Below are 15,039 nucleotides of genomic sequence, written 5' to 3'. Positions count from 1 at the left end.
GCTCATCCCTCCCGCGCCACGGGGTCCGTGGGCGCCTCGGATTCTTCATTCAACAGGGTCTGGATCTCGGGGCGGCAGGAGCCGCAGTTGGTGCCGGCCTCGAGGCAGGCACCCACGGCTTCGCAGCTCGCCAGCCCCTGCTCGCGGATCGCCGTGCGGATGCGCGTCTCGTCCACGCCAAAACAGGCGCAGACCAGGCGCCCGCGCGCGACCTGGCCGTTCGGCGGACGCCCCGTGAGCAGGGCCATGCGTTCGTCATCCGTGATCGACTCGGCCGCGAACAGGCCGCCCAGCCATTCGCGCTCGGGCAGGCCCCGATCGGGACCCGCGAACAGCACGCAGGCAAGCCGGCCCTCGTGAATACGCGCGGCGCGGTAGCGCCCGCCCGCGGGATCGGCGAACTCCAGCCACTCGCCGGGGCCATCCAGCCGTGCCCGCCAGTCGGCGATCTCGGGTGGCGCGCCGCGTCCGGCCAGTTCGAAGCGCAGGTGCCGCAGCCCACGCGCAGTCACCGCGTAGTCGGCCTCCGGTAGGCTCACTGGCTCGCGGCTCAGCACGAAGCCGTGCCAGTCCATCGCCGCCGAGCGCACCGAGACGGCCGTGTGCTTGAACGCCGGCTGCCCGGAGACCGGATCGACATGCGCGGGCACCAGGGCATCCACCCGCGCCAGGCGGGCGATCGGGCGGCTCCAGTGCATCGGCACGAATACGCTGCCGGGGCGTTGCTCGCGGCTCATCTGCACCCGCGCTAGCAGACGCCCGTGGCGGCTGGTCACCTCGGCCAGATCGCCCGCCTGCACACGGAACAGGCCGGCATCCACCGGATGGATCTCGACGAACGGCTCCGGCTGGTGGGCGCACAGGCGCGGGGTGCGGGCGGTGCGGGTCATGCTGTGCCACTGGTCACGGATGCGGCCGGTGTTCAGGCGCAGCGGGTACTCGGCATCGATTGGATCGGTTGGCGATTGCGGGCTGACCGCCGCGAGCCGCGCACGACCGTTGGCCGTAAAGAACCGGCCATCGGCGTAGAGCTGCGCCGTACCCGCCTCCGCTCCGGCGGACAGCGGCCACTGCACCGGTTCTAGGCCCTCAAAGGCGGCCGCGTCGATCGCGGCCAGCGCGCCGATATCGAAGTCGCGCGTGCCGTCGTTTTCGAACGCGGACAGGGCCGCATGCTCGCGGAAAATCTCCACCGGCTGCGTATAGGGGAAGGCCTCGGCAAAGCCCAGGCGGCGGGCGACCTCGGCCAGCGCCCACCAGTCGTGACGCGCCTCGCCCGGGGGTTCCCGGAACGGGCGCTGGCGCGAGATGCGGCGCTCGGAATTGGTCACCGTGCCGGCCTTCTCGCCCCAGGTGGTCGCCGGCAACAGCACGTCGGCCACGCGGGTCGTCTCGGTCTCGCGCACGCAGTCGGAGACCACGACCAGCGGGCAGTCGCGCAGGGCCCGCTCGAAGCGCTCGGCCTCGGGCAGACTGAACAAGGGGTTGGTGCCGATAATCCAGATCGCCTTCACCTGCCCCGACTCGACCGCGCGGAACAGATCCAGCGCCTTGAGCCCCGGCTTGCGGGCGAGATTCGGGGTATTCCAGAAGCGGCTTACGCGATCCAGGGACACTTCGTCGAAGCCCATGTGCGCGGCCAGCTGGCTGGCCAGCCCGCCGACCTCGCGCCCGCCCATCGCGTTCGGCTGCCCGGTCAGCGAGAACGGGCCCATGCCCGGGCGGCCGATGCGGCCGGTAGCCAGGTGCACGTTGAGGATCGTCCCGGCCTTGTCCACGCCGCTGTCGGACTGGTTGATGCCCTGGCAGAACGCGGTAACCGTCTGCTCCGTTCGGGCAAACCAGCGGAAGAAGGTGGCCACCGCCTCGGGGTCCAGTTCGCAGGCCTCGGCGGTCACAGCAATCGACGGGCTGGAGGCACGGGCTGCCGCCAGGGCGTCGGCAAAGCCGTCGACATGGCGTTCGAGGAATGCCGGGTCCAACGCATCCTCGCGGCGCAGGTGATCCAGCAGGCCGTTGAACAGCCAGGCATCCGTGCCCGGCGCCAGTGGCAGGTGCAGATCGGCCGCCTGGGCGGTGGCCGTGCGCCGCGGATCGATCACCACCAGCTTCATCTCCGGGCGCGCCGCGCGGGCGGCCTGCAGGCGCTGGAACAGGACCGGGTGGGCCCAGGCCATGTTCGAACCGACCACCACGACCAGGTCCGCCTGTTCGAAGTCGGTGTAGCTACCCGGTACGCCATCCATGCCGAAGGCGCGGGTGTGTGCGGCCACGGCCGTGGACATGCAAAGCCGCGAGTTGGTGTCGATGTTGCCCGAGCCGATGAAGCCCTTCATCAGCTTGTTGGCGACATAGTAGTCCTCGGTCAGGATCTGCCCGGAGACGTACAGCGCCACCGCGTCGGGCCCATACCGGTCGATCACGTCGCGAAAGCCTTCCGCGACATGATCCAGTGCTGCGTCCCAGTCGACGCGCACCCCCTCGATTTCCGGGTGCAACAGCCGCCCCTCGTCCCCCAGGGTCTCGGCCAGCGCCGCCCCCTTGGAACACAGGCGCCCGGCATTCGCCGGATGGGAGGTGTCGCCGCGCACCGCGACCGGAAACTCGCCTTCCGATGTCGCGGTCACCTCCACGCCGCAGCCCACCCCGCAATAAGGGCAGGTGGTGCGGGTCACGGCGTCGGATGTGGCCATCTCAGCCCGCCTCGCGGCAGTCAACCACCGGCGCCGCGTCCGAATCGGCGGCCGCGGCGGACAGGTCCAGCCAGACCTGCCCTTCGGTCACGCGGATCGGGAAGGCATGGGTGCAACCGGAGTCCGCGCCGGTGGCCGCGCCGGATTGCAGGTCGATCACCCAGTTGTGCAGCGGGCAGGTCACGCGCTCGCCGTGGACGATGCCCTGCGACAGTGGCCCGCCCTTGTGCGGGCACTGGTCGCGCAGGGCGAAGACGCGGTCGTCCGCGGTGCGGAACACGGCGATGTCGCCCTGCGGGCCGGCGACGACCCGCGCGCCCAGCGGCGGGATGTCGGCGAGATGGCAGATCGCGATCCAGCTCATGCCGACACCTCCGGACGCGGGCCCTTCGGCGGGCCATCTACCGGCCGGATGGGAATGAACTCGTGCGCCGCATGGCCGGCGGCCCGCTCGGCCCAGGGGTCCACCTGCGCCACCTCCTGCGACTCCAGGAAGCGGGCGTACAGCGCCGCGCGGTTGTCGGCGTCGTCCACCAGGCGTTCCTTCACCCGGGTCAGGCCGACGCGCTCGATCCACGGGGCGGTGCGCTCCAGGTAGCGCGCATCTTCGCGGTAGAACTGCATGAAGGCCCCGGCGTATTCGAGCACCTCGGCCTCGGTCTCCACCTTGCAGAGGAAGTCGGTGGCGCGGACCTTCACCCCGCCGTTGCCGCCCACGTGCAACTCGTAGCCGGAGTCCACGCAAACCACGCCGAGGTCCTTGATCGTCGCCTCGGCGCAGTTACGCGGGCAGCCGGAGACGGCCATCTTGAACTTGTGGGGGGTCCACGAGCCCCAGGTCATCCGCTCCAGCTGGATGCCGAGCCCGGTCGAGTCCTGGGTGCCAAAGCGGCACCATTCGGAACCGACACAGGTCTTCACCGTGCGCAGGGCCTTGCCGTAGGCATGGCCGGAGACAAACCCGGCGTCGCCGAGATCGCGCCACATCGCCGGCAGGTCGGTCTTTTGGACTCCCAGCAGGTCGATGCGCTGGCCGCCGGTAAACTTGACCGTGGGCACCTGGTAGCGCTCGGCCACCTCGGCGATCGCGCGCAGTTCGGCCGGCGTGGTCACCCCGCCCCAGATGCGCGGCACGACGGAATAGGTCCCGTCCTTCTGGATGTTGCCGTGCGCGCGCTCGTTGATGAAGCGCGACTGGGCGTCGTCCTGGTAGTCCTTCGGCCAGGCCGCCAGCAGGTAGTAGTTGAGCGCCGGACGGCAGACATGGCAGCCGTTCGGGGTCTTCCAGTCGAGGGCCTCGAACACCGCATCCATGGTCTTCAGCCCGTCGCGGCTGATCGCCGCGCGCACCTCGTCGTGGCTGTGGTCGGTGCAGGCGCAGACCGGCTTTTTCGCCGGGGCGTCGGAGTAGTCGCCGCCCAGCGTGGTGGCGAGCACGGACTCCACCAGCCCGGTGCAGGAGCCACAGGAGTTCGACGCCTTGGTGTGGGCACGCACGTCCTCCAGCGTGAACAGCTTGTGCTCGCTGATTGCCTGGACGATCTCGCCCTTGCACACGCCGTTGCAGCCGCAGATCTCGGCCTCGTCGGGCATCGCCGCGACCCGCGAGGCCTCGTCGCCGTGGCCGGAGTCGCCGATATGCGCCTGGCCGAACAGCAGGTTCTCGCGGATGTCGGCCACTGGCGTGGCGTCCCGCATCAGCTGGAAGTACCAGGAGCCGTCCAGGGTATCGCCGTACAGCACGGCCCCCTGGATGCGGTTGTCCTTCAGCACCAGACGCTTGTAGACGCCGCGCGCGGCATCCTTGAACACCAGGTCCTCGGTGGTCTCGTCACCGGTGAAGTCGCCGGCGGAGAACAGGTCGATCCCGGTCACCTTCAGCTTGGTGGAGGTCATCGAGCCCTCGTAGCGCCCGATGCCGTACTCGGCCAGGTGGTTGGCGCAGACCTTTGCCTGTTCCCACAAGGGCGCGACCAGGCCGTAGGTGGCGCCGCGGTGCTGCACACACTCGCCGACCGCGTAGATCGACGGGTCATAGGTCTGCATCGTGTCGTTCACCACCACGCCGCGATCGCAGTGCAGCCCCGCAGACTCGGCCAGCGCGGTGTTCGGGCGGATGCCGACCGCCATCACCACCAGATCCGCCGCGACCTCGCTGCCGTCGGTGAAGCGCACGCCGGTGACGCGGTCCTCGCCCAGGATCGTCTCGGTCTGATGCGCCATGCGAAAACGCATGCCGCGCTCCTCCAGCGAGCCGCGCAGCATCCCGGCGGCCTCGGCATCCAGCTGACGCTCCATCAGGTGATCCATCAGGTGCACCACGGTGACCTCCATGCCCTGGCGCATCAGGCCGTTGGCGGCCTCCAGGCCCAGCAGGCCGCCGCCAATCACCACCGCATGCCGGTGTGCGCGGCTGGCCGCGAGCATCGCGTCCACGTCGTGGATGTCGCGGAAGGCGACCACACCCTCCAGCTCGTGCCCCGGCACCGGGATCATCACCGGATCGGAGCCGGTCGCCAGCAGCAGGCGATCATAGGGCGCCTCGGTGCCGTCCTCGGCGATCACTCGCCGGTTCACGCGGTCGATCCGCTCGATGCGCCGGCCCTTGTGCAGGGTGATGCCGCGTTCGGCATACCAGGCATCGTCGTTCAGCATGATCTCGTCGACCGTCTTTTCCGAGGCCAGCACCGGCGAGAGCATGATGCGGTTGTAGTTGCCCCAGGGCTCGGCACCGAACACGGTGATGTGGTACATGTCGGGCTTGAGCTTCAGGAGCTCCTCGACCGTGCGCATCCCGGCCATGCCGTTGCCGACCAGGACCAGCCGCGGTTTCTCGTTCGCGGTATCCATCACGCGGCCTCCGACTCGGGGTTCTTGTGGCGCTCGTGGAGAAAGCGCAGCACCTCGGCCCGGTAGTGGTTGTATTCGGCGTTGTCGGCCATCGCCAGGCGCTCGCGCGGCTTCGGCAGGTCGATCTCCAGGATCTCGCCGATGGTCGCGGCCGGGCCGTTGGTCATCATCACGATGCGATCGGACAGCAGCACCGCCTCGTCCACGTCGTGGGTGACCATCAGCACGGTGTTGCCCAGCTCGGACTGGATGCGCATCACCTCGTCCTGCAGATGGGCCCGGGTCAGCGCATCCAGCGCGCCGAAGGGTTCGTCCATCAGCAGCACCTTCGGCTCCATCGCCAGCGCCCGGGCGATGCCCACGCGCTGCTTCATGCCGCCGGAGATCTCGTCCGGGCGCTTGTCCAGCGCGTGGCTCATGCCGACCATGTCCAGCGTCTGCAGCACCCATTCGCGGCGCTCGGCGGCGGACTTGGTGCCCTTGAAGGTCTTGTCCACCGCCAGCGCCACGTTGTCGCGCACGGTCAGCCAGGGCAGCAGGGAGTGGTTCTGGAACACGACGCTGCGGTCCGGGCCCGGCTTGCTGACTTCCTTGCCGTCCAGGATCACCGCGCCGGTGCTGGTCTCCAGCAGCCCGGCGACGATATTGAGCACCGTCGACTTGCCGCAGCCGGAGTGGCCGATGATGGAGATGAACTCGCCGCGGTCCACGTGCAGGTCGACGTCGCGCAGAACCTCGGTGGCCGAAGGCCCCTCGCCAAAGGTCTTGTGGACGTGTTCGATGGAGAGATAGCTGGTCATGATGTTTCTCCTGTGAAGGGGCCGGCTCAGCCGGCCTGCGTGCCGCGTGTGACCCAATTGCCGACGATGGCGACCAGGCGGTCGAGAAAGAACCCGACCAGGCCGACGTAGACGAGCGCCAGCACGATGTCGCTGAGCATGGAGGCGTTCCAGGCATCCCAGATGAAGAAGCCGATGCCGACCCCGCCGATCAGCATCTCGGCGGCGACGATCGCCAGCCAGGCGAGGCCGATGCCGATGCGCAGACCGGAGAAGACATACGGCGCGGCGGCCGGGAGCATGATCTTGGTGAAGTACTCGAAGCCGTTCAGGCGCAGCACGCGGGCCACGTTCACGTAGTCCTGCGAGATGTTCCGGATGCCGACCGAGGTGTTGATGATGATCGGCCAGATCGCGGTGATGAAGATCACGAAGATGGCCGACGGGTTGCTCGCCTGGAACGCGGCCAGGGATATCGGCAGCCAGGCCAGCGGCGGCACGGTGCGCAGCACCTGGAACAGCGGGTCCAGCCCGCGCATCGCCCAGGTGGACTGGCCGACCAGCACGCCGAGACCGATCCCGGCGACCACCGCCAGGGCATAGCCGTAGGCCACCCGCTCGAGACTCGCGAGCAACTGCCAGGCCATGCCCACGTCGTTGCCACCGTAGTCATAGAACGGATTGACGATCAGTTCCCAGGTGTCGGAGATCACCTGACTCGGGCCGGGCAGTACGGCTCCCTGGGAGGACGTCATCATTTCCCACAGAAACAAAAAAACCGCGGTCACGATCAGCGGTGGCAGGACCACCGCCGCCGTGTTGCGCAGGCGCCGGCTCCAGGCCGCGGGGTCCGCCCCGGGGCGCGGCTGGGCCCTGGCCGCCGTCGTTGTGGCCTTCCTGGCCACGGGTTGGGTGGGCGACGCCTCGGCCGCCGGGCGTTCGCGCCCGGCGCCGAAGGTCAGGGTGCGGTCGAGAATGGCACTCATCGCGAAATCCTCCTGAATCGTTTGTTCGGGTATCAGCCGGCCGGCGCGTCAGGACGCGATCGCCTTGATTTCCAGGCTGTCGAGGTAGGCCTGCGGGTCTTCCGGGTCGAAGACCTTGCCGTCGAAGAACGTTTCCTTGCCGCGCGAGGTGGACTCGGGGATGTCGGCCGAGTCGATGCCGAGCGTGGCGGCCGCCTCGCGCCAGATGTCCTCGCGGTTGACCTCGTCGACCAGCACCTGCATGTCCAGGTCCGGCGGCAGATAGCCCCAGCGGATGTTCTCGGTGAGGAACCACAGGTCGTGGCTCTGGAACGGGTAGGAGGCCTGGTCCTTCCAGTAGCGCATCTGGTCGGGGTGATCCTCGACCACGCGGCCGGTGCCGTAGTCGAAGTGCCCCTGCATGCGGTCGATGATGTCGCCGTAGGGGGCATGGATGTAGCGCCGGCGCGAGCAGATCTCGGCGACCTCCTCCTTGTTCGCCGGATCTTCGCAGTACATCTGCGCCTCCATCACCGCCATGGTCAGGGCGCGCGTCGCGTTCGGGTTCGCCTCCACCCAGTCGGCGCGCATCCCCAGCGCCTTCTCCGGGTGGTTGTGCCAGAGCTCGCCGGTGGTGTTGGCGGTGTAGCCGATGCCCTGGTTGATCAGCTGCATGTTCCAGGGCTCGCAGACACAGAAGGTATCCATGGAGCCGACGCGCATGTTGGCGACCATCTGCGCCGGCGGGACGACGATGGTGGCGATGTCGCGATCCGGGTCGATGCCGCCGGCGGCCATCCAGTAGCGGATCCACAGGTCATGGGTCCCGCCCGGGAAGGTCATCGCCGCGCGGATGTCGTCACCGCCGGCGGCCTTCTCGGCCAGCGCGCCCTTGAACTCGGTGGTGTCGGTCCCGACCTTCAGGTCCGCGTACTCGTCGCCCACCGAGATGCACTGCCCGGCCAGATTCAGCCGCGCAAGGATGCTCATCGGCGTACCGCGACGATGGATCAGGTAGGGCATCGGCGTCAGGATGTGCGAGCCGTCGATGCCGCCGCGGCGCGAGCCCAGTTCCAGGTTGTCGCGCACCGTGCCCCAGGACGACTGCTTCAGCACCTGCACGTCCGGCATGCCGTGGGCGGCGAAGAAGCCCTTCTCCAGCGCGACAAACAGCGGTGCGGCATCGGTCAGGGCGATAAAGCCCAGCTTCGCCTCGGTAGTCTCCGGCTTGCCGTTGCCGGCCTTCGCATAGCCCCACGGCGCGGCCCCGGAAACACCCAGCGCGGTCGCGCCGATCCCGGCGGCCATTCCGCCCAGGAAACGCCGGCGCGACAGGCCGGGGGTCTTCTTCGTGTCATTCGTGTGATCGGTCATTGCGGGTTCACTCCCCTTGTCAGCAAACACATCCCAAAAACGAAAAAAGGCGTCACATCAGCCCGGCCGCGTTTGCAGCCGGGTGATGGACGCCTTTGTCCAGTCCCTTGGGAGGCCCGGTCGTCGGGTCTCCCTGTTGTCAGGCGACGAACCGCCGTTGGCTCGTCTTGCCGATACTCCTGCAGGAGGTGTGCCAATTAGCCGTTGCTAATCGACCCCGCCGGAAACAATCGCGCCATGGCGCGGGAAAATCGGATGGTTCGCCGTATGGAGTCGAACGCTTTCGGAAAACCCGGCGTCCGGGAGACGATCCGCAAGGCACCATACTGGGGCGCGCTTGCGGTGCAGATGAACCGCGCTGGTGCACAACCTGTAGGATCCGCCCTGGCGGCGAAGCCCGCTCCCACAGAGGCGCCGCCCACCGGCATCCGTTTCCCGGGGAATGGGCTACAGGCCGCCCTTGCCCAGCAGGTCGGACATCGCGACGGTCGCCTCGGCGACCTCGGCGAGGCGCCGGTTCTGGTTCATCGCCGTCTGGCGCAGGAGCTTGTAGGCCTGATCCTCGCTGAGGCCGCGGTGCTGGATCAGCAGCGCCTTGGCACGCTCGATGGTCTTGCGCTCGGCCAGGGCCTGGCGTGCCGCATGCAGCTCGTCCTCCACCGACTGCAGCCGGGCCGCCTGGCGCTGCACCAGGTCCATCACCGAGTGCCCGACAATGGGTACGTTGAGTGCGGCATCGCCCTCCTCCTGCGCGGGCTCCAGGCCCTCCGGCGCCCCAAAGAACACCGCATACGGCACGCTGTCGCGCAGCTCCGACTCGGCGAGCTGCGCGACCCGGTCACGCACCGCGCCGAGGTCCGCGCGATCCGCCGTGATACGCGCCGAGCAACACTCGTTCAGGTGCATCTCCAGCAGGTCCTCGACCTCCTTCATCGCGTCGATACGCGCGGTGGTACAGGCAAACCATTCCTCGGCCCGGGCGGGGTCGTGGTGCCCGGAGGCCTCGGTACAGGCCCGGCGGCGCAGACGCTCGATGTCCGCCGCGAAGGCCGCCGTCTGCAGCTCGCGCCAGGCAGCACTGGCGGCCGGCCCAGCGAACTCGGAGAAGATGCGGAACGCCCGTTCCTGGGCATCGATCCGATGGACCAGCGCCTGGCGCAGTTCGGGCTCGAAGCTCGCTGTCCCGAACCCGGCAGCCCCGATCGCGCGTTCCTGTCCCGCCAGTTCCTTGCCCTGCATGAAGTTCAGCAGGGCCACCAGGGCCCGCGAGACCTCGGGATCGGTCGCAGAATCCGCAGCCTCGAACACCAGGGCCATCAGGGCGCGAATCAGCTCGCTGAAGCCGCGGGTCGAGTCCATCGGGCTCAGGGTCAGCTCCAGGACCTCCTCGCGCAGGCTGCCCAGGCCGGACATGCCATGCAGCGCCAGCGCCATGCGCCCCAGCAGCCGGCTGCGGCCATGGGCGCAGGCGTCCGGGGCCAGCCAGCCATCCAGGTGCTCGCGGAACGCGGCCGCGGCGGCGTCCGATTCGGCCCGGTACTGCTCCAGTTCGCGGGTATAGCGCCGGCCGCCGGACCCGATCCAGAGGCTGGAGGCCCCGCGCTCGCGCTGCAGGGCATGCACCAGCGCGCGGATGCGCCCGACCAGCTGCACCGCCTCCAGCAGGCGCTCCAGGCTCACCACCTCGCACTTGCGCGAGGCGACCAGGAAATCGCCAATGGACTCTTCGAGGGAAAAATTCGGGGATGTGTTCTGGGTCATGCTCGTCGTCCGTGAATCACTCCCGGAACAAACAAGCATGCGATGTGCCAGTTCGATCGACTGGCAGCGTGGGCACAAACAAAAACGGGCGGCGCATCACGCCCCGCCCGCGGAACGGCCCGGCCGATCAGAAGCTCATGGAGCGGTCGAACTCGGCGACGGCCTGGACGTAGTGGCCCATGCCGGCCATCTCGGCGTTCGGCAGGAAGTTGTGCTCACCGACGTCGCGACCCTTGGCGCAGGCCTCGCAGGCCCAGAACGGAACGCCTTCACTCACCAGCGAATCGACGATGTCCTTCATCGCCGGCATGTTGTGGCCGACGATCTTGTCGTAGACATTGCGGTTGGCGATGTTCACGGCCTCGCCCTGCAGCCAGACGGTCACGTCGTGGCCCTGCTGCTTGGCCACGTTGGCGGCGATCATGCCAAGCGTGGCGCGGGTGGGGTCGTCGGTACCGGCAGTGACGGCAACAATAAAGCGCATGGGAATCTCCCGGGTTTGGAAAAGTGGGAAAACCGTAGCGGCCGGCAACCGCCGCGTCGATTTCCCACAAGCCACGGGGAAACACTCGAGTCAGGGGGTGCCGCGAGCCGTGACGCTGTTGCGGTAGAGCTTGAAGGCCATCAACAGCCAGGGAATGGCGTGCAGAACCAGGTCGAGGATGTCCCACGGCCGGGTGAGCTCACCGCCGAGCAACCAGCGCAGCTTCTCCGCGATATGTGGCTCGGGAATCCAGGGGGCCAGACCCAGCGTGGCCACCAGCAGCGCAAACAGCCACAGCGGTGTGCGATCGACCCAGCGTACGAAGGTTTTCATCGCGCGCATCCTACCCAAGGCCCGGCCAGGGCGCAGCCCGTTCTTGCCGGTAACGGGGCCGCCTTCTACACTTTCGCCTGCTTCAGGGGGCGCGACGCGGCGGGCCCGGGACCCCCCTGGCCTCATCACCGCGGTCCCGCAGTAGCCGCCCGGCCCGGAAGACCATCATGGAAGCCCTGTTCGTCTCCACCGTCATCGTCGCCATCGCCGAGATGGGCGACAAGACCCAGCTCCTCGCCCTGCTCCTGATCTGCCGCTATCAGCAGACCTGGCCCATCATCTGGGGCATCGTGGTGGCCACGCTCGCCAATCATTTCCTCGCCGCGCTGGCCGGCGTCTGGATTGGCGCCAGCATCCCGGATGACTGGCTGCGCTGGGGGCTGGGGCTCGGGTTCATCGTGATGGCCGCGTGGGTGCTGGTGCCGGATAGCGAGGACGAACTGCCGGCCGCATCGAAGCACGGCGTGTTCTGGACCACCACGGTGCTGTTCTTCCTGGTCGAGATGGGCGACAAGACGCAGGTGGCCACCGGCGCGCTGGCCGCGACCTTCGACAACCTGATCCTGGTCGTGATCGGCTCGACCATCGGCATGGTCCTGGCCAATGCGCCGGTGGTGTGGCTGGGCCAGCGCTTCGCCTGCCACCTGCCGCTGCGGCTGCTACGCGCGCTCGCCGCGCTGCTGTTCTTCGCTCTGGGCCTCGGAGTCCTGCTCGCCTGGGTCTGAAACCGGCGAGGTCTCGGCGCGCAGCGTCTTCTGCCCCAACCAGATGCGCCGCACCAGGCGCGGCAGCAACAGCAGCAACGCCAATACCGCGAGCAGCGCCAGACCCAGCTGCACGCCGCTGTCGGCCCCGCTGGCCATCGCGCGGGTGGCATGGCCCAGCCAGGCATAGGCGAACAGGCCCGGGATCAGGGCCAACACGGTCGTCAGTGCAAACACGGGAAGCGGCAGGCGCACCAGCCCCAGGGCATAGTTCGTAGGCGCAAACGGGAACACCGGCACCAGCCGGGTAAGAGCCACGACCCGCCAGCCCTCGGCCTCGACATCCTCGCGCAGTCGGGCACTGCGCGGCCCCATGCGCGGGACCAGCCAGGGCTGCAACCAGGTGCGGGCCAGCATGAAGGCGATGACCGCCGCCAAAGTGGCCGCCAGCAGGCTGAGGGCGCCGCCGGTGAAAGGCCCGAACAACGCCCCGCCCAGCAGGATCCAGAAGGTACTGGGCAGCGGGAACAGGGCCAGCACCATGAAGGCCAGCACAAACACCAGGTAGGCACCCGCACCCCAGCCACGCAGCCAGGCCTCCAGCTCGCCCAGCGGGAACCCGAGGCTGGGCCACTCGGTGGTCAGCAGGATCCACGCCAGCGAGATCCCGAACAGGACCGCCGCGAGCACGAGCGAGCGCTTGTGATGCCGGATCATCATGCCCCGTCAGCCCTCCTCTCCGGACCCTTCGCCATCGCCGCGAAGACGGTCCAGGCGCTCCGCCAGCGCCCGCTCGGTGCCATCCCGGCGCGGGCGGTAGAAGCGCGCGTCCTCGAGGCCTTCCGGCAGGTACACCTGACCGCGCGCGAAACCATCCGGTTCGTCGTGATCGTAGCGATACCCGGCACCGAAGCCCTCCTCGCGCATCAACTCGGTCGGCGCGTTTCGCAGGTGCAGCGGCACACCCGCGCTGCCGCTATCACCGATCGCCGAACGTGCCTCGTTCAGGGCCGCATAGGCGCTGTTGCTCTTGGGTGCGGCGGCCAGTTCGATCACCGCCTGCACCAGCGCCAGGTCGCCCTCCGGCCGCCCCAAACGCTCCATGGTCTGCCAGGCGGCCAGTACCCGCGCGCCCAGCCCGACCGCGGCAAGGCCGATGTCCTCGTAAGCCATACGCAGCAGGCGCCGGCCCAGGTAGTCCGGGTCGCATCCGGCATCCAGCATGCGGGTCAACCAGTACACGGCGGCATTCGGATCCGAGCCGCGAACCGATTTGTGCAGGGCGGAGATCTGGTCGTAGAAGGCATCGCCCTGGCGGTCGAAGGCCAGGGACTGCGCGCCCATGACCGCGCGCAGGGCATCACCGGTAATGGCCCCGTCGCGGGCGAGATCGGAGGCGGTCTCCAGCCAGTTCAGTGCGCGCCGGGCATCCCCGTCCGCGGCCCGCGCCAGGCGCTGGCGCTCCTCCGGTTCCAGGGTCAGGCCGCGCCCGCCCAGGCCTCGCTCCGGATCCTCCAGGGCGCGCTCGATCAGGGACTCGACCGCATCCGCCCCCACCGCCTCCATGCGATAGACCCGCGCCCGCGACAGCAGTGCGCTGTTCAGGGCAAACGAAGGGTTCTCGGTGGTCGCGCCGACGAAGGTCAGCGTGCCGTCCTCGATATGCGGCAGCAGCGCATCCTGCTGGCCCTTGTTGAAGCGGTGGATCTCGTCGATGAACAGCAGCGTGCCGACGCCGTTACGCCGGCGCGCCTTCGCGGACTCCACAACGGCGCGCACGTCCTTCACCCCGGCCAGCACGGCGGACAGCGTGACGAGTCGCTGGGCGCCGGCCGCGGCCACCAGTCGCGCCAGCGTGGTCTTGCCGCAGCCGGGCGGGCCCCACAGGATCATCGACGGCGTCTGGCCCTGCTCGATCGCCTGGCGCAGGGCGGCATCCGGGCCGACCAGGTGGTCCTGGCCGACCATCTCGTCCAGCCGCGCCGGACGCATGCGCTCGGCCAGTGGCGCGGTCGGATCCGGGGCTGCCGGGGCCGGTTCGGGATCGGATTCGGGCGATGCCATGTCCGGATCCGGGCCGAACAGATCACCTTCGGGGGAATCGCTCATGGCGCGATTGTAACGCCTCGGGGGAAAGACCCCTTAGTCACCACGAAGCCCCCGAATAAGGGCAAGGGCGATTCACAGGAAGACAGGAAGGTGAGAAGGGTTCCTGGGGTGAAACGCGGTAGCAGAGCATTTACGTGGTTCCCCGTTCATGGGCCACGGCACCGCGCCACGGCCTCATCAATCTTCGAACCTTCCCATCTTCCTGTGAATCGCCCTTGACCTCGTTCATACCTGTGCAAGAAGCGCAGCGCGGCCGGGACACGTTCAGGGGCGGTAGATGTCGGTGCCGGACGGTGGGTCGAAGGTGAACACGCCCGGGTCGAGGTCGGCGTTGCGCTCGGTCTCGTGGAAGCGGATCACGGTCTCCTGGCCGAAGATGTCGCGGAAGGCCATGCGGGTCAGGTCGCCGTCCGCGGTCAGGTCGAGGTCCAGGCTGGTGAAGTCGGCCTGCTCGTTGCGTGGCACCAGCACCAGGCGCAGGGCGTCGCCCTCCGGTACCGGGCGCAGCGACATGCGGAAGTGCTCGTCCAGGCGCTCCGGCTGGGTGATCGCGGCGATCGGGGTCGCATCGAAGGCGTCCCCCAACGGACGCACCGTGGCCTGCGACAGATCCGGGTCGTACATCCAGAGGTCCTGCCCATCGGAAACGATGGTCTGCGGGAACGGCTCGGTCACCTCCCAGTGCAGGCGGTTGGGCATGCCCAGTTGCATGCGCCCGTCGGACTCCTGCAACACGTAGCCGGTGTCGTCGCGCACGGTCTGGGTGAACACGGCGGAGAAGGTCTCCAGGCCGTCCACAAAGCGATCCAGCGCGACGCGGGCATCCGCGGCGGGTTCAGCGGCCGTTGGCGGGCCGGCGACCAGGAAAGCCGCGGCCACGAGGGCCAGGAACAGGCGCGAAGGAGAGCGAGGCTTCATGCGAACTCCAGTTGGGTTGTTGCAATCATCCTGCGCCCGGTCGCTTAACCGGGCGTGAATGTGGTGTAC

General features: G+C 68.6%; 13 protein-coding genes. 1 reads left to right on the top strand and 12 read right to left on the bottom strand.

All coding sequences use genetic code 11. The features are described 5' to 3' along the window. Nucleotides 1–2: 2 nt before the first annotated feature. The 9 genes from F572_RS0104315 to F572_RS0104275 all read right to left on the bottom strand — a co-directional run bounded on the left by F572_RS0104315 (nucleotide 3) and on the right by F572_RS0104275 (nucleotide 11,239). On the bottom strand, nucleotides 3–2,693 hold the full coding sequence (locus F572_RS0104315) for a nitrate reductase (protein ID WP_017941848.1): 2,691 nt from the start codon (nucleotides 2,691–2,693) through the stop codon (nucleotides 3–5). A 1-nt stretch (nucleotide 2,694) separates the two neighbouring features. Then, nucleotides 2,695–3,057 carry a nitrite reductase small subunit NirD gene (nirD, locus tag F572_RS0104310; RefSeq protein ID WP_017941849.1) on the bottom strand — a complete coding sequence of 121 codons (363 nt, stop codon included), beginning with the start codon at nucleotides 3,055–3,057 and terminating at the stop codon, nucleotides 2,695–2,697. Beyond that, nucleotides 3,054–5,543, bottom strand: coding sequence for a nitrite reductase large subunit NirB (gene nirB / locus F572_RS0104305; RefSeq protein ID WP_017941850.1), 2,490 nt, complete (start codon nucleotides 5,541–5,543; stop codon nucleotides 3,054–3,056). Before nirB ends, nirD begins: the two co-directional genes overlap by 4 nt. Further along, nucleotides 5,543–6,343 carry an ABC transporter ATP-binding protein gene (locus F572_RS0104300; protein ID WP_017941851.1) on the bottom strand — a complete coding sequence of 267 codons (801 nt, stop codon included), beginning with the start codon at nucleotides 6,341–6,343 and terminating at the stop codon, nucleotides 5,543–5,545. The genes nirB and F572_RS0104300 overlap by 1 nt, the downstream gene beginning before the upstream one ends. Nucleotides 6,344–6,369: 26 nt before the next feature. Then, nucleotides 6,370–7,308 (bottom strand): nitrate ABC transporter permease, encoded by a 939-nt coding sequence (ntrB, locus tag F572_RS0104295; protein WP_017941852.1) that lies wholly within the window; start codon nucleotides 7,306–7,308, stop codon nucleotides 6,370–6,372. Nucleotides 7,309–7,356: 48 nt separating this feature from the next. Further along, nucleotides 7,357–8,661: a CmpA/NrtA family ABC transporter substrate-binding protein gene (locus tag F572_RS0104290; RefSeq protein WP_017941853.1), complete on the bottom strand. Its 1,305-nt coding sequence runs from the start codon at nucleotides 8,659–8,661 to the stop codon at nucleotides 7,357–7,359. Nucleotides 8,662–9,108: 447 nt separating this feature from the next. Further along, nucleotides 9,109–10,422, bottom strand: coding sequence for a nitrate regulatory protein (locus tag F572_RS0104285; RefSeq protein ID WP_017941854.1), 1,314 nt, complete (start codon nucleotides 10,420–10,422; stop codon nucleotides 9,109–9,111). Nucleotides 10,423–10,549: 127 nt separating this feature from the next. After that, on the bottom strand, nucleotides 10,550–10,906 hold the full coding sequence (locus F572_RS0104280) for a DsrE family protein (protein WP_017941855.1): 357 nt from the start codon (nucleotides 10,904–10,906) through the stop codon (nucleotides 10,550–10,552). A gap of 90 nt (nucleotides 10,907–10,996) precedes the next feature. Next, nucleotides 10,997–11,239 (bottom strand): hypothetical protein, encoded by a 243-nt coding sequence (locus tag F572_RS0104275; protein WP_017941856.1) that lies wholly within the window; start codon nucleotides 11,237–11,239, stop codon nucleotides 10,997–10,999. 167 nt (nucleotides 11,240–11,406) lie between these two features. Between F572_RS0104275 and F572_RS0104270 the strand changes: the two genes are divergently transcribed. Further along, the gene (locus F572_RS0104270) at nucleotides 11,407–11,964 is read left to right on the top strand and encodes a TMEM165/GDT1 family protein (protein WP_017941857.1); all 558 of its coding nucleotides are present in this window, start codon (nucleotides 11,407–11,409) and stop codon (nucleotides 11,962–11,964) included. Here F572_RS0104270 and F572_RS0104265 read toward each other — a convergent pair. The 3 genes from F572_RS0104265 to lolA form a co-directional block, all read right to left on the bottom strand. Next, nucleotides 11,899–12,663 carry a TVP38/TMEM64 family protein gene (locus F572_RS0104265; RefSeq protein WP_017941858.1) on the bottom strand — a complete coding sequence of 255 codons (765 nt, stop codon included), beginning with the start codon at nucleotides 12,661–12,663 and terminating at the stop codon, nucleotides 11,899–11,901. The genes F572_RS0104270 and F572_RS0104265 overlap by 66 nt on opposite strands. 6 nt (nucleotides 12,664–12,669) lie before the next feature. Continuing rightward, nucleotides 12,670–14,052: a replication-associated recombination protein A gene (locus F572_RS0104260; protein ID WP_017941859.1), complete on the bottom strand. Its 1,383-nt coding sequence runs from the start codon at nucleotides 14,050–14,052 to the stop codon at nucleotides 12,670–12,672. Between the two features lie 264 nt (nucleotides 14,053–14,316). Further along, on the bottom strand, nucleotides 14,317–14,970 hold the full coding sequence (lolA, locus tag F572_RS0104255; protein ID WP_017941860.1) for an outer membrane lipoprotein chaperone LolA: 654 nt from the start codon (nucleotides 14,968–14,970) through the stop codon (nucleotides 14,317–14,319). Nucleotides 14,971–15,039 lie beyond the last annotated feature (69 nt).

The organism is Thioalkalivibrio sp. ALE14, assembly GCF_000376845.1.
Taxonomy (GTDB): domain Bacteria; phylum Pseudomonadota; class Gammaproteobacteria; order Ectothiorhodospirales; family Ectothiorhodospiraceae; genus Thioalkalivibrio.
This window is presented reverse-complemented; position numbering and strand designations above follow the sequence as displayed.